Below are 21,695 nucleotides of genomic sequence, written 5' to 3'. Positions count from 1 at the left end.
CGGCTCGGTGAATTGATAGGAAGGTTGACCAAAGTGGCGATGTCCGGCCCCGAACCGAACACGCAGGTAGTCATGGAGCTGAAAGCACTGCGGGACCGGGTACCGCAGCTGATCGGCACCCTGGTGGCATCCACCGACGGGCTGCTCATCGCGCACGATCTGCCCCCGAACATCGAGCCCGCGGGCATGGCGGCACTGACGGCGGCACAGCTGTCGCTCTCGCATCGACTGGCCGCCACCGCCAATGGCGGCGGCTTCCACGAGGTGGTGGTACACGGCGAAGGCGGGGACGTCGTGATCTACGCCGTCGGCTGGACCGCCTCGCTCACCGTGCTCACCGGACCGGGCGCGAATATCGGCCGCCTGCACCTGGAATCGCGGCCCGCCGCCCGCACCATTGCCGATCAATTGGCGGCCGCGCCCCCCGAGGCCGCCCCGACACCGACTTCCAACCCCAAGTGATAACACCGATTGAAAGGAAAACCCATGTCCAACATGGATATAGCACTGAAGGACATGATGGTGATCGACGGCGCCATCGGCGCGGCCGTGGTCGACTACAACAGCGGCATGGCACTCGGCATGCTCGGTAGCTCCAAGGCCCTCGACCTGCAGGTCGCCGCCGCCGGCAACACCGAGGTGGTGCGCGCCAAGATGCGCACCATCGACCAGCTGGGCATCAAGGAGGATATCGAGGACATCCTCATCACGCTCAGCGGGCAATACCATGTCATCCGGCCCATGACCGGGCGGAAATCCAAGGGGCTGTTCCTGTATCTCGCCCTCGACCGCGGGCGCGCCAACCTCGCCATGGCCCGCCACCGCCTCAAGGGGATCGAGGAGGATCTCGAGGTGTGACGCCCACCCCGAGATAAATAGGTGGCGTCGGCCGCGCGGCGGAGTTAGCGTTGCACGCATCATCCCGCCGACGACGAAAGGACCGGCAGTGCATCATCATTCGACCTCCGTCGCCGCCGCGTCGTCGTCCGCCTTCCGAGAACATCTTGCGCCGGAAGCACTCTCCTCAGACCATCGCAGCCGCTGACTGTCCCGCACGGTTCCACCCCGTGCGCACCCCATGTTGAGCGAAGCCGAAGTGGTCGAGGCACCGGTTTGTGACACCGGTATCAGCGGGTTCGAGTCCCGTCGCTCAGCCCACTTCCCCGGACGGTCACCCGCACGGCGCAGTTGCTCTGATGGCTAACGGGCAGCCTGATTTTCACTCAGGACCCACGTCGGTTCGATTCCGACCTGCGTCACGCCCCCAACTGAATACGGCCTCGTGCTGCGCTGGCAGGCACCCTGATTCTCGATCAGGCCCACGCGGGTTCGATTCCCGTCGAGGTCACCATGGAGGAGAAACCGGGCAGGTGCCCGGGACCGCTTGCTAAGCGGATCGAGGCGCGAGCCTTGGGGATCATGCCCTCTCCCCTCCGCCATGGAAGGCAATGCGGCCCGGCGGCCGTCACCGTTTCGAAAACGGCTGGTCCTCACCAAGGATGGGGCTCGACACCTCTACCTTCCGCTAGGTTCTGTTGCTGTGGCGGTCGAATATCGGGTCGGGGACATCGTCGAATTGTCCGGTCCCGGGGACGCGGGTCGGGAAGGCATTGCGCCGACACTGATCCGCATCACCGAGGTGAGTCAGCGACGGGTCGGCTTCGTGCCTGCGGGCCCGCACGGTGGATCCGACGCCGAACCGGATACCGCCATGTTCGACCCGGACGACGGCGTCCCTCGCACCACGGAATTGCGCTTCCGCCCTTACACATTCCTCGAGCCCGGCGACGAGGTTGCCGATGCGGCGGCTCGGGTATGGCGATTCGAGACGGCCTGGGAGTGGCATCCGTTCGACGACCGCGCGGGCACCACACCCACCTGGCCGCTCATGCTGCTGACTCGGCATGGTGACAGCGGCGACGACTCGGCTGCTGTTGACGTCGGCGAAGCCACCCACACCGGTTCACATCACGAGGAACTCGCGCAGTGGGCGGAGTTGGCCGGACTCGACGCCGACCCGGCACCCGAACCCGACAGTGGCTTCGGGTTCGACGACGCCGAACCCGACGACCACACCGAACCCGGGCGCGAACCCGAGAACTTCGACGAGGTCGAGAGCGACGCCGGATTCGACACCGACGGCGAACCCGATTTCGACAACGAGCCCGCGCCGGCCGAGCCCCTGGACTAGCCGTCAGGATTTGGCCAGGTACTCCAGGCGTTCGCCGTCGACAGCCGCGCGCATCATGCTCGCCAGGCCCGGGTGGTTTTTCAGGCCGGGGTCGGATTCGACGATCTCGCGGGCCATTTGTTGTGCGGCGGTGATGACTTCGAGGTCGTCGAGCAGCGACAGCAGGCGGAGGCTGCGGGCGGTGCCTGATTGGGCGGAGCCGAGGACGTCGCCTTCGCGGCGTTGGCGGAGGTCGAGGACGGCCAGTTCGAAGCCGTCGGTGGTGCCTGCGACCGCTTCGAGGCGGGCCATCGCGGTGCCGACCGGGCCGGACTCGGTGATGAGCAGGCACAGGCCCGGGTGTTTGCCTCGGCCGACGCGGCCGCGCAGCTGGTGGAGCTGGCTGACGCCGAAGCGGTCGGCGTCGACGATGGCCATGACGGTGGCGTTGGGGACGTCGACGCCGACCTCGACGACCGTGGTGCACACCAGGACATCGATCTCGGCGTCGTTGAAGGCCCGCATGACACGGTCCTTCTCATCCGCGGGCAGGCGGCCGTGCAGCAGGCCCACGCGCAAGCCCTTCAACGGCCCGCTGCCGAGCATCTCGTACATGTCCACGGCCGAATGCGTGGTCGGAGCTTCCTTCTCCTCGTCGGATTTCGTCTTGCGGCCCTTGGCTTTTCCGGCCTTGCCGTCCTCTTCGTCACCGATGCGAGAGCACACCACGTACGCCTGGCGACCCGCGTCGACCTCCTCGCGAATCCGCTCCCACGCCCGATCCACCCAGGACGGTTTCACCTTGGCGGGAACAACTTTCGAGGTGATCGGGGAGCGACCGCGCGGAAGCTGGGTCAGCACCGAGGTTTCCAGATCGCCGAGCGTGGTCATGGCGATGGTGCGCGGGATCGGGGTGGCGGTCATGACCAGCAGGTGGGGGCTCACACCGTTCTTGGCCTTGGCGCGCAACGCATCTCGCTGCTCGACACCGAAGCGGTGCTGTTCGTCGACCACCACCATGCCGAGATCGAAGAACTCGACATTGTCCTGGATCAGGGCGTGCGTGCCGATCACCAGACCGGCCTCACCGGTGACGGCGTCCAGCAGCGCGGCCTTCTTCTGACCCGCCGACATGGAACCGGTCACCAGCACCACCTTGGTGGCCAGCTCGTCCGCACCCAGCTCCCCGGCGGTACCGAGATCGCCGAGCATCTTCTTCAACGACCGATAATGCTGTGCCGCAAGCACTTCCGTCGGCGCGAGCAGCGCGGTCTGCTGCCCGTTGTCGATCACCTGCAGCATGGCGTGCAGGGCCACGATGGTCTTGCCCGAACCCACCTCACCCTGCAGCAGCCGATGCATGGGATGGGCACGGGACAGATCCGCCGAGATCTCGCCGATGACCGCCAGCTGACCTTCCGTCAATTCGAACGGCAGCCGCTTGTCGAAGGCCGCGGCAATGCCGTCGGTGCGCGGCGGACTCGGCTTGGCGGCGCGACCCTCCACTTGGTGGCGACGCTCGGCCAGCACCAGCTGCAAGGCCATGGCCTCGTCGAAACGCAAACGGCCCCGGGCGGCTTCGATATCGGCCTTGTGCTCGGGTAGGTGGATCAGGCGCAGCGCATCCGAGACCGGGATCAGCGCATGCTCGGTGATCAGGGCTTCCGGCAGCGGATCGTCGATGGGATCCAGCTGATCGAGCACCTGCCGCACACAGCGCAGCAGATTCCAGCTCTGCACCTTCGCCGTCGACGGATACACCGGAATGAATTCGCGCTCGAAGAACGACATGTCGATGCCCCCGGCCCCCTTGGCGCTCTGCGCCAGGCCGCGCAGCGCGCCGCCGCCGTGCACCGAGGTGAGGCTCTCGACCGACCCTTCACCCTTCTCGGGCAGGATCAGATAGTCGGGGTGCGAGAGGTTCCAGCGGGTGGGCTGCCAATAGTGCACGGTGCCCGACATCATCGCCCGCGCACCCTCTTTCACCAGGTGCCGCACCTTGTCACCACTGAAGAAGGTGATCTCCACCGGCTTCGCGCCGCCCGCGTCCAGGCTCACCTTGAGCAGGCTGCCCTTACGGTTCTTCATCGGCCGCAGATCGGTCTTGGTGATCCGGCCGATCACCGTGAGATGCGCGCCCTCCTCGGGCTCCTCCTCGGTCAGCGGCTGCCCCTGCGTGGCATAGCGCAGCGGATAGTGCCGCAGCAGATCCTCCACGGTCTGCATGTCGAAACTCTCCTGCAGTTGCTCGGCCGCCTTCACCCCGAGCACATGGTCCAACCGATCCGCCAGTGTCGCCATCTATTTCACCTCGATCTGCACGGCCATCCCAGTCTGCACGGCGCTACTCCACCCCGATCTGCACGACGTCCCCCGCTTGCCCACCCGGATACACGACCACCTCGACACCCGGGAATCCGGCGGCCACATGCCCCGCCAACTCCTGCGAAAGCCCTTCCGGCGCATCACATCCGACGAGCATCGTCACCAATTCCCCACCCAGCCCGAGCATCCGGTCCAACAGCGTCCGCCCCGCGGCCCGCACATCCGAATCGATCACCACCACGTCCTGCCCGACCAGCCCGAGCCCATCCCCCGCCTCACACATCCCCACCATGGTGAGGGCCCGCTCCGGCGCGACCCGCAAGGCGCCCCACCGGGTTCCGGCCGCCGCCTCCGACATGGCGAACGCATCGTCGGCCGCGGCGCGCCCCGCATCATGCATCGCCAACGCCGCCAACCCCTGCACCATCGACCCGCAGGGCAGCATCAGCACCTCCCGCTGCCCATCCCGAGCCGCCACACTCACCGCCACCAACTCGTGCGCCGGCAACGCTCCGTTCGGCAACACCAGGACCTCCCGCCGCGCCACCCCCCGAATCGCTTCGAGCAATACCTCGGCGGTCACGGCCCCCTCCAGCACCACCGCCCCGGCATCCTCGAACAACCGCACGGCCCCCGGCCCGGCGACCACGGCCAGAATCGCCCGATCGGCGGCGCCACGATGCGCGTGCATGTCCGCGGTCAACGTCTCGATGCGAATCCCACTCACTTGCCCGGCCGCAAGCCCCGCCTCGACAGCGGCACCCGCATCGGCGCAATGCACATGAGCCGACCAGGTCTGCTCCCCGTCACCGACGACAACCACCGAATCCCCCAGCGCATCGAGCCGATTCCGCAGCTCATCCACCTTGGGTTCATCGGTCTCGCGCACTACGAACATAACCTCATACTGCGGCGCAACCGCCGCCCCACCCGTCATCCCGGCGAACCCCGTCATCCCGGCGTGCTTTTGGCCGGGATCCAACGCCACAGGGTGGATTACGGCCAAGAGCCCGCCGGAATGACGAGGTTGATCGCCGCCGCCACCATGCTCGGGGCCACCCCGCCGATACTCAGGCCGCGTCGGTGCGCTGCCACCGGCCACCGCCACCAATTCATCCAAGAGGACAAGCAGTCCACGCGCCCCGGCATCGACCACCCCCGCCTCGCGCAGCACCCCCAACTGCGTCGGCGTCTCCCCCAAAGCCTTGGCCGCACCATCCGCCGCCGCCAACGCCACCGAGACCAGATCCCGCTCCGCACAGTCGGCGGCCCGCTCGGCGGCCCGATCCAGCACGGTGAGCATGGTCCCCTCGACCGGCGAACTCAGCGCCTCCCGCACCAACCGCGCCGCCTGCCGCAGCGCGACCCGCAGCGATCGCTCGGTCAGCGGCCCATCGACGGCGGCATCCGAAATCCCCCGCAGTACCTGCGACAGGATGATCCCCGAGTTCCCCCGCGCCCCGATGGTCGCCGCCCGCGCCATGGCCGCCGCGACCTCGCCCGCGAGGTGATCCGCACCACCCTCGTGCGGTGATTCGGCGGATTCCTCCGCTCCGTGCACGGCCGCGCGCATGGTGCTCAGCAGGTTGGTGCCGGTGTCGGAATCCGGGACCGGGAAGACATTGAGGGCGTTGATCTCGTCGCGGTGGCGTTCGAGGGCGGCGAGGGTCGACCGACCCCAGCGCAGCAGGGCAGTACCGTCGAGCGCGTCCGCTACCCCGGGCACCGTCACCGTCCTTCCGCTCACGTCGTGGAATACCGCAGCCAGCCTAGTCGGGGAGACCGACACCACGCTGTCACCTGGCATTCGTACGGCGCATACGCGGCGGGCACGGGGGACCCAATTGGACATCGACCGAGGCGGTTGGCTAGTCTTGTGCGGTTGCCTCACGCAGGCATGGTCCTGTGCTTCCAGGTATCAGCCCGCGTTGGCCAGCTATTCGCTGGTAGGTACGTCCAAGACATAAGCTTTCGGACACGCTGTGCATCGTGCAGCGGGTCCCACTATGACCATGAAGGAGTTCGCGACTATGGCTGCCGTTTGTGACGTCTGCGCCAAGGGCCCCGGCTTCGGTAAGTCGGTTTCGCACTCGCACCGGCGCACCAACCGTCGCTGGAACCCGAACATCCAGACCGTGCGCGCCCAGGTTGCCCCCGGCAACACCCGCCGCATGAATGTCTGCACCTCCTGCCTGAAGGCGGGCAAGGTCGTTCGCGGCTGATATCCAGTTCTCGTCGGAAGCCCCGGTCCCCCAGAATGGTGGGCCGGGGCTTTTGTCGTGCCCGGGCAATCGAATTCAGGGGTGGGTATGAGCGAATGGCAAGTGTTGCCGCTGGCTGCCGAGCACACCGGCAGTCTGGGTATCTGTCATGTCGCCTGCTGGCGTGAGGCGTACGCGGATCTGGTGCCGCAGCATGTGCTGGACGCCTTCGATGTGGTGCAGCGGGCGGCGGCGTGGGATCGGATCCGGGTCAGATATCCGGGACACGTGGTGGTCGCGGTCGTCGACGACGAGGTCGTCGGGTTCGCGGCCTGCGGGCCGTCGCGGGAGGAAAACCCGCCTGCCGAACTGGAACTCAGCGCCATGTATGTGCGCGCCGCCTACTACGGCACCGGCCTGGCGCACGATCTGATGCACGCGGTGCTCTCGGACGAGGCCGATACCTCACTCTGGGTGTTCGAGGAGAACCCGCGAGCGCGGGCCTTCTACGAGAAGTACGGCTTCGAACTCGACGGCGAGCGCCGAGTCGAAGCCTTCACTCCCGCAATGCAGGTGCGAATGGTGCGCCGTACCGGGCACCGATCTAGCGAGGGCTAGGCCGCACCGTTGAGGCAGTCCACCTGCTGGCTGATCGACTGCACCACGCACGCCAGGCGCGAGGTCACATTCGAGGACAGGCCACTCACACTATTGGTGTCGAACAGGCTGCCGACCGGCTGAACGGTGGTGTGCGTGGTGTCGGGGGTGTAGTTCTCCAACGGCAGGCCGTCGGCATTGGCGACGGCCGGAGCCGCGGCCAGCGCCGCACCAGCGGCCAGCGCTACGAAAACACCACGGGCAGTCTTGTTCTGCATTCACATGCTCCTGAATCAGGTCAACGGGATTCGCTAGGGCAGACGCCAGTCCACCGGCGCGGCCCCTAGGGTACCCAGCAATTCGTTGGTTCGGGAGAATGGGCGAGATCCGAAGAATCCCCGCGACGCCGACAGCGGTGAGGGATGGGCGGATTCGATGTACGGCGTGCTGCCCAGCATGGGCTTCAACGTGGAGGCGTCACGGCCCCACAGGATCGCCACCAGCGGCTGATCACGGGCAACGAGCGCGCGAATTGCCTGCTCGGTCACCGCTTCCCAGCCCTTGCCGCGATGCGAGGCGGGCTGCCCCGGCTGCACGGTCAGGACTCGGTTGAGCATGAGGACGCCCTGATCGCACCACGGCGACAGATCCCCGTTGGACGGCATCGGCAGCCCGAGGTCCTTGGTCAGCTCCGAATAGATATTGGACAGACTGCGCGGAATGGGCGAAACGTCCGGAGCCACCGAGAAACTCAGCCCCACCGGATGCCCCGGCGTCGGATACGGATCCTGACCGACGATCAGGACCCGGACCTTGTCGAAGGGCCGTTGGAAGGCCCGCAGCACGTTCTCCCCCTTGGGGAGATAGCCACGGCCCTCGTTGTTTTCGGTTCGCAGGAATTCGCCCATGGCGGCAATGCGGTCGGTCACCGGCTCGAGGGCCTCGGCCCAGCCCGTATCGATGACTTCCGACAGTGGTTTCGCACCCATGTCGGGAAAACTTATCGTGTCGAGTTCCATCGCGTCAGGGCACCCGCCTATGCGAAGGATTCCCAACCGCCGAGCCCGGATCGGGGCGTTCCGTCCACGGTCACGCCCGACCCCGCGCGAACACGGCCGATGTGCGTCCAGCCTTCGGGCAAATCGCCCGAATCGGCGAAAGTCGCCGCGAATGCGTGGTCTTCGCCGCCGGCCAGAATCCAGTCAAGGGGGTTGACACCCAGAGCCTTGCCGACCGCCTCCAACTCCGGGACCGCCAGCGCCGCGGACTCCAGATCGATGGCCACCCCGGAGGATTCGGCGATATGTCCGAGATCGGCGAGCAAACCGTCCGAGACGTCGGTGAGCGCGGTGACCTCCACGGTGTCCGGCAGCTCCAGGACGGCTTCGTACGGCGGCTGCGGAACCCGGTGCACGGCAACCACATCCGCGAACTCGGCAAGCAGTTCCGCACTCGAGTTCTCGGCATGATCCGCCGCCGACAGCACCGCCAGCCCCGCACCCGACCAGCCGAGCTTTCCGGCTACCGCCACCACATCCCCCGGGCGCGCACCCGAAATCTTGATCGGCGCCCGGCGCGGATCCCCGAACGCCGTCACCGAAATGATCAGCATCGGGCTGCGCACCATGTCGCCGCCCGCGATGGACGCCCCGGCCCGTCCGGCCTCCGCCCACAGTCCGTCCGTCAACTCCCGCACGAACTCGACCGGGGTGTCCGAGGGGCAGCCCAGCCCCACCACGAATGCGCTCGGCACCGCGCCCATGGCCACCACGTCGGCGGCGTTCTGCGCGATCGCCTTGCGCCCGATGTCGTGCGCGCTCGACCAGTCGGTCCGAAAGTGGCGGTCCTGCACCAGCATGTCGGTGGTCACCACGAACCGGCCCTCGGGCGCGGCGATCACCGCGGCATCGTCACCGGGACCGAGCAGTACGCCGCGGGTTTGCTTGCGCCCCGCGTTCACCAGCGCGATGAGCCCGAATTCCCCGAGTTCGCCCACGGTCTGCGCCCCCGGTCCGGACTCCGGCCTGCTGCTGGCGGTGATGACGGTCTCCTTCGGGGCGAGTGTGATGCGGTCGGCTGACCGCTCGACGGTACCCTCGTTCCCGATGAGCAACGACACCCGCGGCACCGAGCCGGACAGCAAGGACACCGAGCCGGAAACAACGCCGGAGAGCACCGAAGCGGATGCGGCCACCACGGCCGACGCCGAGGAATCCTCGGACGCGAAGGCCGACACCGCCGAAGCGGCTGCGATGAGCGAGGACTCGGACGACTTCGAGACCCGCCGCTCCCCCGCGCTCATCGCCACCGCCGTCGCGCTGCCGATCGCGCTCATCGTCGGCCTGCTCGTGATGGGTGTGCTGGCGAATCGTCATCACAGCCGCGACCCGCTCGCCCTCGGCGCGGTGCCCGCGCCCGGCGCGTCCAGCGCGCAATGTTCCGCGCTGATGGGCGCGCTGCCCGGCACGATCGGCGACTACACCACCTCCGACCTGGTGGCCCCCGTCCCGGCGGCGACCCACGCCTGGCAGCTGCCCGACGGCGGCGACGCGATCGTGGTGCGCTGCGGCCTGGACCGGCCGCAGGAGTTCAACAAGGCGTCCTCGACCAACCAGATCCAGACGGCCAAGGCGATCGGTAAGGACCAGGGCGTCAACTGGTTCGAGCTGCGCGACCCCACCAGCGGGGTCACCTCCGGCACCTACTGGGCGGTGGACCGCGGCACCTACATCGCGGTGACTACACCCGACAAGGCCGGAGCGACTCCACTGCAGGATATTTCGGCGGCGATCCAGCAGACGATTCCGCAGCAGAACATGGATCCGAACCCGCTGCCGAACTGACAGATATATCTTTCAGGGCTCAGATTTTCAGGGCTTACGGAGAACGACCTTCCCGGCGGTGAGGTCGACATCCACCCCGTCGTCGCCGTCGCCCGGATTCTCCCGGTGCATGAGCACCGAGTGCCGCTGTTCGATCTCGTGCTGCCTGCCCGAATTGAACACCGCGTCGAACTGTTCCATCCCGACGGCGGCGGCCTTGCGGTCGTCGCCATCGGTGCGCATCCACGGCAACGCGGTGCGCCCGGTCGCCTTGCGGTAGGCCACATCCGCGAACGACACCACGATGATGAGTATCGCCAGGCCCGGAATCGTCATAGCCACGATCACCCGATCGAGGCTACGCGCGAACCCGGAGCCCGGCGTCAGTCTGAGGTCTGATTCAGCGCAGCCCGGTGCCGCGCGCCCGCGCGGTCTCGATGAGCGTGCTCACCAGCGTCCGGTTGTCGAGGCCGGTGGCCTCCCACATGCGCGGGTACATGGAGATCGAGGTGAACCCCGGCATGGTGTTGATCTCGTTGATGACCGGCCCGTCGGCGGTCACGAAGAAGTCCACCCGCGCCAGCCCCTGGCAGTCCAGCGCCCGGAACGCCCGCACCGCGAGCTCCCGAATCTCCTGCGACACATCGTCGTCCAGCTTGGCGGGGACGTCGAACTCGCAGACATCGTCGAGGTACTTGGTGTCGAAGTCGTAGAAGTCGGGCGCCTCGGTGTCGTCCTCCGGCATCCGAATCTCCGCCACCACACTGGCTTCCACCCGACCGTCCGGGAATTCCAGTACGCCACACTCGACTTCGCGTCCCACGATGCCCGCTTCCACGATCACCTTCGGATCATGTTCGCGCGCAACGGCAATGGCGGCGTCGAGATCGCCCCAGCTGTCGACCTTGGTGATGCCGATGGAGGAGCCACCGCGCGCGGGCTTCACGAACACCGGCAGCCCGAGCCGCTCGCGGTCGGCGTCGGCGACGGTGGCCACACCGGGCCGCAGCACCACCTGGATGCCGATCGGAAGTCCTTCGGCGGCAAGGAGTTTCTTGGTGAACTCCTTGTCCATGCCGGCCGCGCTGGCCAGCACGCCCGGACCGACGTAGGGCAGTTCGGCCAACTCCAGCAAGCCCTGCAGCGTCCCGTCCTCACCGAACGCGCCGTGCAGCACCGGGAACACCACATCCACGGTGCCCAGCACCGCGGCCTTGCCGTCCAGCGGCACCAGCGCGCCCGCACGTGACGGATCGGCGGTCAGGGCCAGCGCGGTACCGGATTCGTCGACCGTGGGTAGCGCGCGGTCCGAGGCGGTCAGCGCCCGCGGATCCGCGTCGCCGAGCACCCAGGCGCCCTCGCGCGTGATCCCGATCGGAACCGCCTCGTACCGTTCGGGATCGAGGCTCGCCAGCACGGTGCGTGCCGAAACACACGACACCCCGTGCTCATTGCTGCGGCCGCCGAACACCACCGCCACCCTGGTCCTGTTGGTCATGCCCGGAACCGTACCTGGTCGAATATGGCGGCAGTGTTACGCGGTCACTCCGATTTCAACCGGCGGCCCTGCAGCTGCCCGACCGCCTCGGCCGCCGACATGCCCTCGTGGCACACCTGGTGCACCGCATTGGTCAACGGCATCTCCACGCCGTGCGCGGCGGCCAGCGCCCGCACCGATGTGCAGGACTTCACACCCTCCACGACCTGGCCATGAGTCGCTTCCAGCGCGGTCTCCATGGATCCGCCCGCGCCCAGCGCGTGCCCGAAGGAGCGATTGCGCGACAGCGGCGAGGTGCAGGTGGCCACCAGGTCGCCGACACCCGCCAGCCCCGCGAAGGTGACCGGCTCCGCGCCCACGGCGACTCCGAGCCGGATGATCTCGGCCAGCCCGCGCGTGATGAGGGTGGCAATCGAGTTGTCGCCCAACCCCATTCCCGAGGCGATACCGCAGGCCAGCGCGATGACGTTCTTGCAGGCCCCGCCGATCTCGCAGCCGATCACATCGGAATTGGTGTACGGCCGGAAGTAGCCGGTGGCGCTGGCGTGCTGAACCGCTTCCGCGCGCGCCACATCCGGACAGGCGATCACGGTCGCGGCGGGCTGCCCCGCGGCGATCTCGTGCGACAGGTTCGGCCCCGACAACACCGCGATCCGGCTCGCGTCCGCACCGCTGACCTCGGCGATGACCTGACTCATGCGCAGCAGCGTCCCGGTCTCGATGCCCTTGGCCAGACTCAGCAGCGTCGCGTCAGCGGGAATCAGGTCCTTCCAGGCCGCGAGATTGGTGCGCAGCGACTGCGACGGCACCGCCAAGACCACGATGTCCGCACCGTCGAGCGCGACAGCAGGATCATCGGTCGCACCCATCGAAGGCAACTCGACGTCGGGCAGATACCAAGGGTTACGATGCTCGGCCGCTATCACTTTCGCGACCTCCGGCCGCCGAGCCCACATGGTGGTCTCGGTCCCCGCCTCCGCCAATACCTTCGCGAACGCGGTCCCCCACGACCCCGCTCCCAACACCGCTGCCCTAGCCATCAGATCAATATATGCGCGCATGCTGGGAGCCATGCCGTGTGTGGCTACAGCGGAAATTCGACGCCGCTCACGCGCGCGTCACGTACGAGTGGGAGGATTCGGGCATGCGTCCGTCCGTGCACGCGGTCATCGCGGTGAAGAGTCTCGGACTCGCCAAAAGCAGATTGTCGCCTCGGCTGGATGCGGAGCATCGGCCGCGGCTGGTGCTGGCCATGCTGACCGACACCGTGACGGCGGCGGTCGAGACGCGGGGCATCGCGTCGGTGACCGTGGTGACGCCCGATCCCACGGTCACCGAGTTGGTGCGCAGCTTGGGGGCGGCAGTCCATCCGGAACCCGATATCGTCCCAGCGCACACCAGTGGCCTCAATGCGGCGCTGGCGGCGGGCGCGGCCGCCATCCGGAACCGGCACGGCCAAGTCGATCTGCTTGCCCTGCAAGCGGATCTGCCCGCCCTGCGCCCGGCCGAACTCTGCGACATGCTTTCCAGCACCGGGCATCGCCGCTCGGTGGTCGCCGATCACGAGGGCAGCGGCACCGTCGCCCTGCTGGTGCGCGACGAGACCGCCGCGCTCAACCCGCTCTTCGGTCCGGACTCCGCCCGCCGTCACATTGCCGACGGCGCGGTGGAATTGCTGGGCGACTGGCCCGGACTGCGGCAGGACGTCGACACCGCCGCGGATCTCGAGCGCGCCGCGGCGCTCGGCGTCGGGAAGGCCACCGCTGCGTTGCTCCGTGAATTCGGCGTGTCGCTGGCGTGTCGACCAACGGAAGATCTGCGCAGAGCCGGGTCGTCACTGTGCTGACGCGGCGTGATCTGCGCTGCAATGGACGGTGTCAGTTCGGCACCCCACCCGCGACATAAGGAATGATCGTGAGAGTGAGCGATACGGATACCGTCAAGCAACCGCCGCTACTACCGGCGGCACCGCCCGCGGCAACCCCTCCGCCCACGGCAGTCACCCCACTCCCGGCCGACCGGTACGTGAACCGGGAACTGAGTTGGCTCGATTTCAACGCACGCGTCCTGGCACTCGCCGAGGACCATTCCCAGCCCTTGCTCGAGCGGGCCAAATTCCTCGCCATTTTCGCCTCGAATCTGGATGAGTTCTATATGGTCCGCGTCGCCGGACTGAAGCGCCGCGCCGAGACCGGCCTGTCGGTGCGGTCCGCCGACGGCCTCTCCCCCACCGAGCAGCTCGAGATGATCCAGGTCCGCACCCAGGAGATCGCCGAGCGCCACGCCCGCGTCTTCCTCGACCAGATCCTGCCCGCGCTGACCGACGAGGGCATCGCGATCATCCGCTGGAACGAGCTCGAGGACACCGAAAAGCAGCGCCTGTCCGGGTATTTCCAGGATCAGGTGTTCCCGGTGCTGACCCCGCTGGCCGTGGATCCGGCCCACCCGTTCCCCTACATCAGCGGCCTGAGTCTCAATCTCGCCGTGACGGTGAAGGATTCGGTGACCGGTGGCGAGCACTTCGCGCGAGTCAAGGTGCCCGACAACGTGGATCGCTTCGTGCGGGTCCGCCGTGTCGCCCCCGGATCGCCGGTGGCCGCCTTCCTGCCCATGGAAGAACTGATCGCCGCTCATCTCGATCAGCTGTTCCCGGGAATGGAAGTGGTGGAACAGCATTCGTTCCGGATCACGCGCAACGCCGATCTCGAGGTCGAGGAGGATCGCGACGAGGACCTGCTGCAGGCCCTCGAGCGCGAACTCGCCCGCCGCCGCTTCGGCTCCCCGGTGCGCCTGGAAGTCTCCGACGACATGACCGAGCACATGCTCGATCTGCTGCTGCGCGAACTGGATGTCGACCCGGCCGACGTCATCCAGGTGCCCGGCCTGCTGGATCTGTCGTGCCTGTGGCAGGTCTACGGCGTCGACCGCCCAAACCTCAAGGACGCCCCCTACGTCCCGGCCACCCCGCCCGCCTTCGGCGAACGCGAAACGCCCCGAAACGTTTTCGCCGCCCTGCGCGAGGGCGACGTACTGGTGCACCACCCCTACGACTCCTTCTCCACCAGCGTGCAGCGCTTCATCGAACAGGCCGCCGCCGACCCGCAGGTGCTGGCCATCAAGCAGACCCTGTACCGCACCTCCGGTGACTCCCCCATCGTCAACGCGCTCATCGACGCCGCCGAGGCGGGCAAGCAGGTCGTCGCGCTGGTCGAGATCAAGGCCCGCTTCGACGAGCAGGCCAACATCAAATGGGCTCGGGCACTGGAACAGGCGGGCGTGCACGTGGTCTACGGCCTCGTCGGACTCAAGACGCACTGCAAGACCTGCCTGGTGGTGCGGCGCGAGGGTGCCACCATCCGTCGCTACTGCCACATCGGCACCGGTAATTACAACCCGAAGACCGCGCGCCTCTACGAGGATGTCGGATTGCTCACGGCCGCACCGGAGATCGGCGCAGACCTCACCGACCTGTTCAACTCGCTGACCGGGTATTCGCGAAAGGCCAACTACCGCAACCTGCTCGTCGCCCCGATCGGCGTGCGCGCCGGGATCATCGAGCGCATCGAACGTGAGATGGAACTCGCCGCCCAGGGCGAGGCGGCGCGAATCCGGCTGAAGGCCAACGCCATCGTCGACGAACAGGTCATCGACGCGCTCTACCGCGCCTCCCAGGCGGGCGTGCCGGTGGAGATCGTGGTGCGCGGCATCTGCGGCCTGCGCCCCGGCGTACCCGGCATGAGCGAGAACATCGAGGTGCGCTCGATTCTCGGCCGCTACCTGGAACATTCGCGGGTGCTGCACTTCCAGGCCCAGGATCAATACTGGATCGGCTCCGCGGACATGATGCACCGCAACCTGGATCGCCGCGTGGAAGTGCTGGCACAGGTCAAGGATCCGAAGCTGTCCAAGCAACTCGGTGGCATGTTCGACTCCGCCATGGATCCCGCCACCCGCTGCTGGGTGCTGCGCCCCGACGGCGGCTGGCAGGCCCAACCCGATCCCGATATCCCCGGCGAGCAGATTCGCGACCATCAGGAGTACCTCATGCGACTGCGGCGTCCGGACCGCCCGTGAGCCCAGCCACCACCGACCCCGCCGCCGAATACGCCGACCCCCCGGTCAAAGCCAACATTCTCGCGGCAGGGGCCGTGTTGTGGCGTCCCACAGGGGGAACCGGCTCCGACACCGGTCCGGACGCGCTCGAAATCGCGCTCGTGCACCGGCCCAAGTACGACGACTGGTCACTGCCCAAGGGCAAGCTGGATCCCGGTGAGACACCGGTGATCACGACCGTGCGCGAGGTCGCCGAGGAAACGGGCCTGAATTCGCGCCTCGGACGTTATCTCGGCCACGTGACGTATCCGGTGACCGGACATCGCAAACTCAAGCGAGTGGACTACTGGGCCGCCCGGGTCGTCGACGGGGAGTTCGAGGCCAATCTGGAAGTCGATGTGCTGGAGTGGCGTCGGCTCGACACCGTCATGGACGCCCTGTCGTATCCCATGGACCGCACCATCGTCCGTAATTTCCTGCGCCAGCCCGCCGACACCGCCACCCTGCTGCTGGTGCGGCACGCCAAGGCGGGCCGGCACGACCGCTACAACGGTGTCGACGACGACGCCCGCCCCCTCGAAAAGGCCGGTCGCGCACAGGCTCGCGCCCTGGTGCCGAATCTGCTCGCCTTCGGCGCGGCCGAAATCGTCTCCGCCCCAGCGGCCCGCTGTGTCCAAACCGTGACCCCGTTGGCCGAGAAGCTGGGCGTGGACGTGGAACTGGAGCCGGTGTTCTCCGAATCCGGTTATGCGGCAGCGCCGGACACGGCGCTGAAACGTGCCCGCGACCTGGTCTCCGCCGACGCGGTGCGGGTGATCTCCAGTCAGGGCAAGGTGATTCCGGACCTGCTGGAGACGTGGGCCGCCGCCGACGGCATCAGCCTGCCGCCCGCGCGCAACCGCAAGGGCAGCGTCTGGGTGCTGTCGTTCCATCAGGGCCGCCTGGTCGCCGCCGACCACCTCGACCGCCACCTGACCCCGGCGGATCTCCCCCAAGGCTGACCGCTTCGTCATTCCGGCGTGCTCTTGGCCGGAATCCAACGCTGCGGGTGTGGATCCCGGCCACAAGCACGCCGGGATGACGATGGGAACGCCGCCGTACCGGTCCGTGAGCGGCCGAATACGCCCGGCGCGTAAGACTATTGCCCCCGGATATGCGAAACGGCCCGGCGATGCCGGGCCGTCTCACATGTCGTCCTGCTTCGAAAACCCCCGTCAGAGACGGGTTGTGGCCTGCTTACCGGCGAGCGGTGCGCTTGGCGGCGGTCTTCTTGGCGGGAGCCTTCTTGGCCGTCTTCTTCGCGGTGGCCTTGGTGGCAGCGGCCTTGGCCGGAGCCTTCTTGGCGACCGTGGTCTTCTTGGCCGCAGTGGCCTTCGCCGGGGTCTTCTTGGCGACCGTCTTCTTCGCGACCGTCTTCTTGGCGGTGGCCTTCTTGGCCGGAGCCTTCGAAGCCGCCTTCTTGGCGGTGGTCTTGGCCGGCGCCTTGGTGGCGGCCTTCTTCGCCGTCTTCTTGGCGGTGGTCTTCTTCGCACCCGCCTTACCCGAAACCGGGGCAGCCACACCACGCTTCACGGCCGGGCCGCTCGAGGCGATCTTCTGCTTGCCGGCGATGATCGCCTTGAACTGAGCGCCGGGACGGAAGGCAGGCACCGAAGTCGGCTTCACCTTGACGGTTTCGCCGGTGCGCGGGTTACGAGCAACCCGGGCGGCACGCTTCCGCTGTTCGAAGACACCGAAACCCGTGATGGTGACGCTCTGACCTTTGTTCACAGCACGCACGATCGTGTCGACCATCTGCTCGACTGCAGCAGTAGCGGTGCGCCTGTCAGTACCCAACTTCTCGGTCAGAACATCGATCAGTTCCGCCTTGTTCATTGAATCCTCCGCAGACTAATGGCCCGTCGTCGGACCGACTAGGTACCACGGTAAACCCTTTGCGGGCAAGAGTCTATGTGCCACGCGGAAATACATGACGCATGGCACACGCTCAGCTACCTGGTTTCAGGGTGTTCAGCTAACGCCCATCAATGATTACGTCTGCGAAATACGGGCCGGAATGGTAGCGGGTTTCCAAGTCGGCCTTGCGTTTTCGAACTGACCGATCTCGTCGCTGTGCCGCAGAGTGAGGCCGATGTCGTCCAGCCCTTCGAGCAGGCGCCACCGGGTGTAGTCGTCAATATCGAACGGCAACACGACCGTTCCGGCCGACACGGTTCGCGTCTCGAGGTCCACCGCCAATTCCAAACCCGGCTGTTCCTCGAGCAACTTCCAGAGCAATTCCACATCGCTCTGCGCCATCCGAGCGGTCAGAAGCCCGTCCTTACCGGCGTTCCCACGGAAGATGTCGGCGAAGCGGGACGAGATCACCACCCGGAACCCGTAGTCCTTGAGCGCCCAAACGGCATGCTCACGTGAGGATCCGGTCCCGAAATCCGGACCGGCGACCAGCACACTACCGCTCTTGTAGGGCTCGGTGTTCAGAATGAAGTTCGGATCCGTTCGCCACGACGCGAACAGACCATCCTCGAAACCCGTTCGGGTAACGCGCTTCAGATAGACCGCCGGGATGATCTGGTCGGTATCGACATTGGATCGGCGGAACGGAACCCCGATCCCCTTGTGGACCTTGAAGGCTTCCATCGTTGATTCTCCTGAGTCGGTGGGGGCGGCCGCATCTGGGCCGCCGCGGGCGAGCGATCAGTTCAGATCGGCAGGTGAGGACAGGGTTCCGCGCACCGCGGTGGCCGCCGCGACCAGCGGCGAGACCAGGTGCGTACGGCCGCCCTTGCCCTGTCGCCCTTCGAAGTTCCGGTTGGAAGTCGAGGCACAACGCTGACCGGGGGAAAGCTGATCCGGGTTCATACCCAGGCACATCGAGCAGCCCGCCTGACGCCATTCCGCGCCCGCCGCGGTGAAAATCTCGCCCAGACCCTCGTTCTCGGCCTGCAGCCGCACCCGCATCGAGCCCGGCACGATCAGCATGCGTACACCGTCCGCGACGTGCCGACCTTTGAGAACGTCTGCGACAGCACGCAGATCCTCGATCCGGCCGTTGGTGCACGAGCCCACGAAAACCGTGTCCACGGTCACCTCGCGCAGCGGCGTGCCCGGCGTCAGATCCATGTACTGCAGCGCCTTCTCGGCGGCCGCGCGCTCGTTCTCGTCGAAGATCTGCTCCGGGTCCGGCACCGATTCACCCAGCGGCAGGCCCTGTCCCGGGTTGGTGCCCCAGGTGACGAAGGGGGTCAGCGCGGAGGCGTCGATGTGCACCTCGGCATCGAAAACCGCGCCCTCATCGGTCTTCAGGGCATCCCAGGCGGCGACGGCGGCATCCCACTCCGCGCCCTGCGGCGCGTGCGGGCGGCCCTTCAGGAACTCGTAGGTGATCTCGTCGGGGGCCACCATGCCCGCGCGGGCACCGGCCTCGATCGACATGTTGCACATGGTCATCCGGGCCTCCATGGACATGGAGCGCACGGCCGCACCGCGGTATTCGAGCACATAGCCCTGGCCGCCGCCGGTGCCGATCTGCGCGATGACCGCCAGGATCACGTCCTTGGAGGTGACGCCGTCGGGCAGCTCGCCATCGATATTGATGGCCATGGTCTTGAAGGGGCGCAACGACAAAGTCTGCGTCGCCAGCACGTGTTCCACTTCCGAGGTACCGATGCCCATGGCCAGCGCGCCGAACGCGCCGTGGGTCGAGGTGTGCGAATCACCGCACACCACCGTGGTTCCCGGCTGGGTCAGGCCCAACTGCGGGCCGACCACGTGCACGATGCCCTGATCGAGATCGCCCATCCGGTGCAGGCGGACGCCGAATTCCTCGCAGTTGCGGCGCAGCGTCTCGACCTGGGTGCGGGAGACGGGATCGGCGATCGGCTTGTCGATGTCGATCGTCGGGACGTTGTGGTCCTCGGTGGCGATGGTGAGATCCGGGCGGCGCACCGGGCGGCCGGCGACCCGGAGGCCGTCGAACGCCTGCGGACTCGTGACCTCGTGCACCAGGTGCAGGTCGATGTAGATGAGGTCGGGCTCGCGATTCTCGCCCTCGCCTGTGCCGCGAACGACGACATGCTCGTCCCAGACCTTCTCCGCCAGAGTGCGTGGCCGGTCGGCCATAGCTCCATCACCTCTCGATAGACAATCCCGCGCCCGGGCTGGTGACGCAGGGCTCGCGTCCGAGTTGGGGAGCTGGTTTGCATTTCCCAACATGCGAGACGCTAATATCGTTCTATGAGACAGCATAGCGGTATCGGAGTTCTGGACAAAGCCATGGCAGTCCTGCACGCCGTAGCCGAGCAACCCTGCGGCCTCAACGAGCTGTGCGCCCGCACCGGCCTGCCCCGCGCCACCGCGCACCGCCTGGCTGTGGGCCTGGAGACGCATCGCATGCTGTCCCGTGACAGCCAGGGCTTGTGGCGACCGGGCCCGGCCCTGTCGGAACTCGCGACAACCGCCAGCGATCCCCTGCTCGACGCCGCCGCCACCATTCTTCCGCGCCTGCGCGAGATCACCGGCGAGAGCGTCCAGCTCTACCGCCGCGACGGCAATGCCCGCATCTGCGTGGCCGCCATGGAACCCGCCGCGGGCCTGCGCGACACCGTGCCCATCGGGGCCCGCCTGCCGCTGACCGCCGGCTCGGCCGCGAAAGTCCTGCTGGCCTGGTCGGATCCGGAGCTGCAGCGGACCGTCCTGCCCGAGGCGGTCTTCGGCGAGCGCGCACTGGCCGAGGTCCGCCGCCGCGGCTGGGCGCAGAGCGCGGCCGAGCGGGCGGCCGGGGTGGCCAGCGTGTCCGCGCCGGTGCGCGATGCCGCGGGCGGTGTGATCGCGGCCGTCTCGGTCTCCGGACCCATCGACCGCATGGGCCGCCGCCCGGGCGCGCGCTGGGCCGCCGATCTGGTGGCCGCCGCCGACGCCCTCCACAAACGCCTCTGAGCTCCACACGCCACGCTGACGGACTTTGCCGCCTCCGGGTAACCCCCGGGGTGGTCCCAGCCGTCACGACAGCCCCAGCGGCCGCCCAGCGGTCCTGGGGCTTTTTTGCGGCACGACAACCACTGTGACCGGGCTCATACGCCGTAAATTACAGTCGGCCCATGGGAGTTAATCAACGCGCGCAGATCGTGATGTCAGATGCTGAGATCACCGAATTCATCGAGCGCAGCCGCATCGCCACCATGGCCACGCTGGGCGCCACGGGCGCGCCCCACCTGGTCGCCATGTGGTACGCGGTGATCGATGGCGAGATCTGGTTCGAGACCAAGGCCAAGGCCCAGAAGACGGTGAATCTGCGCCGTGATCCGCGCATCACCGTGATGCTCGAGGCCGGCGACACCTACGACCAGCTGCGCGGAATTTCCCTGGAGGGCCGCGCCGAGGTCATCGAGGATGCCGAGGCCCTGTTCAAAGTGGGAATCAGCGTGTGGGAGCGCTACACCGGGCCCTACAGCGAAGAGATGAAACCGTTCGTGGAGCAGATGCTGCACAAGCGGGTGGCCGTGCGGGTCGTGCCCGAACGCGTCCGCAGCTGGGATCACCGCAAACTCGGTTTGCCCGCAATGCCCAAGGGCGGCACCACAGCTCAGCCGTTGGACTAGTACCGATCGGCCTTTGCGCCAGTTCCACTACTTGAACCGAGAAAGCCGCACAGCGCAAAAAAGTGAAGGCCCCCAGCCGATTGGCTGGGGGCCTTCACCTTGTAGTCCCGACGGGATTTGAACCCGCGCTACCGCCTTGAGAGGGCGGCGTCCTAGGCCGCTAGACGACGGGACCAGGAGTTGAGATTCCGGCGGTTTCCACCACCGGAGCTTCTCGAATCGAGAGCCGGAGCTCTCGCAGCTGGGGTACCAGGACTCGAACCTAGAATGGCTGAACCAGAATCAGCTGTGTTGCCAATTACACCATACCCCATTGACCTGGGCTTTCAGGTTCTCCCCGGGGGAAGTTCCTGACCGCTTTCCGGCCGAGAAGAAGATTAGCAGCAACCTACCGTAGATACACAAACCGGCTGGTCAGAGGCCGGTTTG

22 protein-coding genes and 5 tRNA genes are annotated in these 21,695 nt (G+C 67.1%); 14 read left to right on the top strand and 13 right to left on the bottom strand.

The genetic code is table 11. The features are described from left to right. The first annotated feature begins 72 nt into the window (after positions 1–72). The 6 genes from ACYVN4_RS31420 (at position 73) to ACYVN4_RS31395 (ending at position 2,191) form a co-directional block, all read left to right on the top strand. Complete coding sequence (locus ACYVN4_RS31420) at positions 73–462, top strand: roadblock/LC7 domain-containing protein (protein WP_460725603.1); 390 nt, start codon at positions 73–75, stop codon at positions 460–462. Positions 463–486: 24 nt separating this feature from the next. Continuing rightward, the gene (locus tag ACYVN4_RS31415; protein WP_379364596.1) at positions 487–858 is read left to right on the top strand and encodes a hypothetical protein; all 372 of its coding nucleotides are present in this window, start codon (positions 487–489) and stop codon (positions 856–858) included. 223 nt (positions 859–1,081) lie between these two features. After that, positions 1,082–1,158 (top strand) — tRNA-His (locus tag ACYVN4_RS31410). A 23-nt stretch (positions 1,159–1,181) separates the two neighbouring features. After that, positions 1,182–1,259: transfer RNA gene (locus tag ACYVN4_RS31405), tRNA-Glu, on the top strand. 17 nt (positions 1,260–1,276) lie between these two features. Next, a tRNA-OTHER gene (locus ACYVN4_RS31400) sits at positions 1,277–1,351 on the top strand. Between the two features lie 189 nt (positions 1,352–1,540). Continuing rightward, positions 1,541–2,191, top strand: coding sequence for a hypothetical protein (locus tag ACYVN4_RS31395; protein WP_460725602.1), 651 nt, complete (start codon positions 1,541–1,543; stop codon positions 2,189–2,191). A 3-nt stretch (positions 2,192–2,194) separates the two neighbouring features. On the opposite strand, the gene recG is transcribed toward ACYVN4_RS31395, so the two are convergent. Together recG and ACYVN4_RS31385 are read right to left on the bottom strand one after the other, a co-directional pair. Further along, positions 2,195–4,471: an ATP-dependent DNA helicase RecG gene (gene recG / locus ACYVN4_RS31390; protein ID WP_460725601.1), complete on the bottom strand. Its 2,277-nt coding sequence runs from the start codon at positions 4,469–4,471 to the stop codon at positions 2,195–2,197. A 43-nt stretch (positions 4,472–4,514) separates the two neighbouring features. Continuing rightward, positions 4,515–6,302 carry a DAK2 domain-containing protein gene (locus ACYVN4_RS31385; protein ID WP_460725600.1) on the bottom strand — a complete coding sequence of 596 codons (1,788 nt, stop codon included), beginning with the start codon at positions 6,300–6,302 and terminating at the stop codon, positions 4,515–4,517. A 223-nt stretch (positions 6,303–6,525) separates the two neighbouring features. On the opposite strand from ACYVN4_RS31385, the gene rpmB reads away from it, so the two are divergent. Further along, positions 6,526–6,717, top strand: a complete 192-nt coding sequence (rpmB, locus tag ACYVN4_RS31380) for a 50S ribosomal protein L28 (RefSeq protein ID WP_011210730.1) — start codon at positions 6,526–6,528, stop codon at positions 6,715–6,717. An 87-nt stretch (positions 6,718–6,804) separates the two neighbouring features. Next, positions 6,805–7,314, top strand: coding sequence for a GNAT family N-acetyltransferase (locus tag ACYVN4_RS31375; RefSeq protein ID WP_460725599.1), 510 nt, complete (start codon positions 6,805–6,807; stop codon positions 7,312–7,314). Here the strand turns inward: ACYVN4_RS31375 and ACYVN4_RS31370 are convergent. The 3 genes from ACYVN4_RS31370 to ACYVN4_RS31360 are packed head-to-tail and all read right to left on the bottom strand — an operon-like array spanning position 7,311 to position 9,289. After that, on the bottom strand, positions 7,311–7,571 hold the full coding sequence (locus ACYVN4_RS31370) for a hypothetical protein (RefSeq protein ID WP_379364608.1): 261 nt from the start codon (positions 7,569–7,571) through the stop codon (positions 7,311–7,313). The genes ACYVN4_RS31375 and ACYVN4_RS31370 overlap by 4 nt on opposite strands. Positions 7,572–7,604: 33 nt before the next feature. Then, on the bottom strand, positions 7,605–8,282 hold the full coding sequence (locus tag ACYVN4_RS31365) for a uracil-DNA glycosylase (RefSeq protein ID WP_379364610.1): 678 nt from the start codon (positions 8,280–8,282) through the stop codon (positions 7,605–7,607). 47 nt (positions 8,283–8,329) lie between these two features. Then, positions 8,330–9,289, bottom strand: a complete 960-nt coding sequence (locus ACYVN4_RS31360; protein WP_460726771.1) for a thiamine-phosphate kinase — start codon at positions 9,287–9,289, stop codon at positions 8,330–8,332. Between the two features lie 109 nt (positions 9,290–9,398). Between ACYVN4_RS31360 and ACYVN4_RS31355 the strand changes: the two genes are divergently transcribed. Then, complete coding sequence (locus ACYVN4_RS31355; protein ID WP_460725598.1) at positions 9,399–10,136, top strand: DUF3515 domain-containing protein; 738 nt, start codon at positions 9,399–9,401, stop codon at positions 10,134–10,136. A gap of 27 nt (positions 10,137–10,163) precedes the next feature. On the opposite strand, the gene ACYVN4_RS31350 is transcribed toward ACYVN4_RS31355, so the two are convergent. From ACYVN4_RS31350 to ACYVN4_RS31340, 3 genes are read right to left on the bottom strand one after another with little or no spacing between them, the layout of a single operon-like run. After that, entirely contained in the window at positions 10,164–10,463 is a 300-nt protein-coding gene (locus ACYVN4_RS31350; protein ID WP_460725597.1) for a DUF6191 domain-containing protein, read from the bottom strand. 52 nt (positions 10,464–10,515) lie between these two features. Continuing rightward, positions 10,516–11,613 (bottom strand): D-alanine--D-alanine ligase family protein, encoded by a 1,098-nt coding sequence (locus tag ACYVN4_RS31345; RefSeq protein WP_460725596.1) that lies wholly within the window; start codon positions 11,611–11,613, stop codon positions 10,516–10,518. A gap of 44 nt (positions 11,614–11,657) precedes the next feature. Next, positions 11,658–12,653 carry an NAD(P)H-dependent glycerol-3-phosphate dehydrogenase gene (locus tag ACYVN4_RS31340; protein WP_460725595.1) on the bottom strand — a complete coding sequence of 332 codons (996 nt, stop codon included), beginning with the start codon at positions 12,651–12,653 and terminating at the stop codon, positions 11,658–11,660. Positions 12,654–12,757: 104 nt separating this feature from the next. Here ACYVN4_RS31340 and cofC point away from each other — a divergent pair, with 104 nt between their 5' ends. The 3 genes from cofC to ACYVN4_RS31325 all read left to right on the top strand — a co-directional run bounded on the left by cofC (position 12,758) and on the right by ACYVN4_RS31325 (position 16,667). Next, positions 12,758–13,459, top strand: coding sequence for a 2-phospho-L-lactate guanylyltransferase (gene cofC / locus ACYVN4_RS31335; protein WP_460725594.1), 702 nt, complete (start codon positions 12,758–12,760; stop codon positions 13,457–13,459). 62 nt (positions 13,460–13,521) lie between these two features. Then, a complete protein-coding gene (locus ACYVN4_RS31330) occupies positions 13,522–15,687 on the top strand; it encodes an RNA degradosome polyphosphate kinase (protein WP_460725593.1) in 2,166 nt (721 codons plus the stop codon). After that, the gene (locus ACYVN4_RS31325; RefSeq protein ID WP_460725592.1) at positions 15,684–16,667 is read left to right on the top strand and encodes an NUDIX hydrolase; all 984 of its coding nucleotides are present in this window, start codon (positions 15,684–15,686) and stop codon (positions 16,665–16,667) included. Before ACYVN4_RS31330 ends, ACYVN4_RS31325 begins: the two co-directional genes overlap by 4 nt. Before the next feature lie 235 nt (positions 16,668–16,902). Here ACYVN4_RS31325 and ACYVN4_RS31320 read toward each other — a convergent pair whose 3' ends face one another. From ACYVN4_RS31320 to leuC, 3 genes are all read right to left on the bottom strand, one after another. Next, the gene (locus ACYVN4_RS31320) at positions 16,903–17,541 is read right to left on the bottom strand and encodes an HU family DNA-binding protein (RefSeq protein WP_379364626.1); all 639 of its coding nucleotides are present in this window, start codon (positions 17,539–17,541) and stop codon (positions 16,903–16,905) included. A 156-nt stretch (positions 17,542–17,697) separates the two neighbouring features. Beyond that, a complete protein-coding gene (leuD, locus tag ACYVN4_RS31315; protein ID WP_379364628.1) occupies positions 17,698–18,306 on the bottom strand; it encodes a 3-isopropylmalate dehydratase small subunit in 609 nt (202 codons plus the stop codon). A 57-nt stretch (positions 18,307–18,363) separates the two neighbouring features. After that, entirely contained in the window at positions 18,364–19,788 is a 1,425-nt protein-coding gene (gene leuC / locus ACYVN4_RS31310) for a 3-isopropylmalate dehydratase large subunit (RefSeq protein ID WP_460725591.1), read from the bottom strand. 114 nt (positions 19,789–19,902) lie between these two features. Here leuC and ACYVN4_RS31305 point away from each other — a divergent pair, with 114 nt between their 5' ends. Then, positions 19,903–20,604, top strand: coding sequence for an IclR family transcriptional regulator (locus ACYVN4_RS31305; RefSeq protein ID WP_460725590.1), 702 nt, complete (start codon positions 19,903–19,905; stop codon positions 20,602–20,604). A 161-nt stretch (positions 20,605–20,765) separates the two neighbouring features. Further along, positions 20,766–21,266 carry a pyridoxamine 5'-phosphate oxidase family protein gene (locus tag ACYVN4_RS31300; protein ID WP_460725589.1) on the top strand — a complete coding sequence of 167 codons (501 nt, stop codon included), beginning with the start codon at positions 20,766–20,768 and terminating at the stop codon, positions 21,264–21,266. Positions 21,267–21,368: 102 nt separating this feature from the next. Here ACYVN4_RS31300 and ACYVN4_RS31295 read toward each other — a convergent pair. Continuing rightward, positions 21,369–21,441: transfer RNA gene (locus ACYVN4_RS31295), tRNA-Glu, on the bottom strand. 66 nt (positions 21,442–21,507) lie between these two features. Beyond that, positions 21,508–21,579, bottom strand: a tRNA-Gln gene (locus ACYVN4_RS31290). Positions 21,580–21,695 lie beyond the last annotated feature (116 nt).

It is taken from the genome of Nocardia heshunensis (assembly GCF_054782115.1).
The sequence above is the reverse complement of the archived record's forward strand: the minus strand, read 5'-3'. Positions and strand labels throughout refer to the sequence as shown.

Bases quoted from the DNA above. Each gene is read 5' to 3' on its own strand.
- ACYVN4_RS31420 (WP_460725603.1), top strand. From the start codon at position 73: ATGGAGCTGAAAGCACTGCGGGACCGGGTACCGCAGCTGATCGGCACC.
- ACYVN4_RS31415 (WP_379364596.1), top strand. From the start codon at position 487: ATGTCCAACATGGATATAGCACTGAAGGACATGATGGTGATCGACGGC.
- recG (WP_460725601.1), bottom strand. From the start codon at position 4,471: ATGGCGACACTGGCGGATCGGTTGGACCATGTGCTCGGGGTGAAGGCG.
- ACYVN4_RS31385 (WP_460725600.1), bottom strand. From the start codon at position 6,302: ATGCCAGGTGACAGCGTGGTGTCGGTCTCCCCGACTAGGCTGGCTGCG.
- rpmB (WP_011210730.1), top strand. From the start codon at position 6,526: ATGGCTGCCGTTTGTGACGTCTGCGCCAAGGGCCCCGGCTTCGGTAAG.
- ACYVN4_RS31375 (WP_460725599.1), top strand. From the start codon at position 6,805: ATGAGCGAATGGCAAGTGTTGCCGCTGGCTGCCGAGCACACCGGCAGT.
- ACYVN4_RS31370 (WP_379364608.1), bottom strand. From the start codon at position 7,571: ATGCAGAACAAGACTGCCCGTGGTGTTTTCGTAGCGCTGGCCGCTGGT.
- ACYVN4_RS31365 (WP_379364610.1), bottom strand. From the start codon at position 8,282: ATGGGTGCGAAACCACTGTCGGAAGTCATCGATACGGGCTGGGCCGAG.
- ACYVN4_RS31355 (WP_460725598.1), top strand. From the start codon at position 9,399: ATGAGCAACGACACCCGCGGCACCGAGCCGGACAGCAAGGACACCGAG.
- ACYVN4_RS31345 (WP_460725596.1), bottom strand. From the start codon at position 11,613: ATGACCAACAGGACCAGGGTGGCGGTGGTGTTCGGCGGCCGCAGCAAT.
- ACYVN4_RS31340 (WP_460725595.1), bottom strand. From the start codon at position 12,653: ATGGCTAGGGCAGCGGTGTTGGGAGCGGGGTCGTGGGGGACCGCGTTC.
- cofC (WP_460725594.1), top strand. From the start codon at position 12,758: ATGCGTCCGTCCGTGCACGCGGTCATCGCGGTGAAGAGTCTCGGACTC.
- ACYVN4_RS31330 (WP_460725593.1), top strand. From the start codon at position 13,522: ATGATCGTGAGAGTGAGCGATACGGATACCGTCAAGCAACCGCCGCTA.
- ACYVN4_RS31320 (WP_379364626.1), bottom strand. From the start codon at position 17,541: ATGAACAAGGCGGAACTGATCGATGTTCTGACCGAGAAGTTGGGTACT.
- leuD (WP_379364628.1), bottom strand. From the start codon at position 18,306: ATGGAAGCCTTCAAGGTCCACAAGGGGATCGGGGTTCCGTTCCGCCGA.
- leuC (WP_460725591.1), bottom strand. From the start codon at position 19,788: ATGGCCGACCGGCCACGCACTCTGGCGGAGAAGGTCTGGGACGAGCAT.
- ACYVN4_RS31305 (WP_460725590.1), top strand. From the start codon at position 19,903: ATGAGACAGCATAGCGGTATCGGAGTTCTGGACAAAGCCATGGCAGTC.
- ACYVN4_RS31300 (WP_460725589.1), top strand. From the start codon at position 20,766: ATGGGAGTTAATCAACGCGCGCAGATCGTGATGTCAGATGCTGAGATC.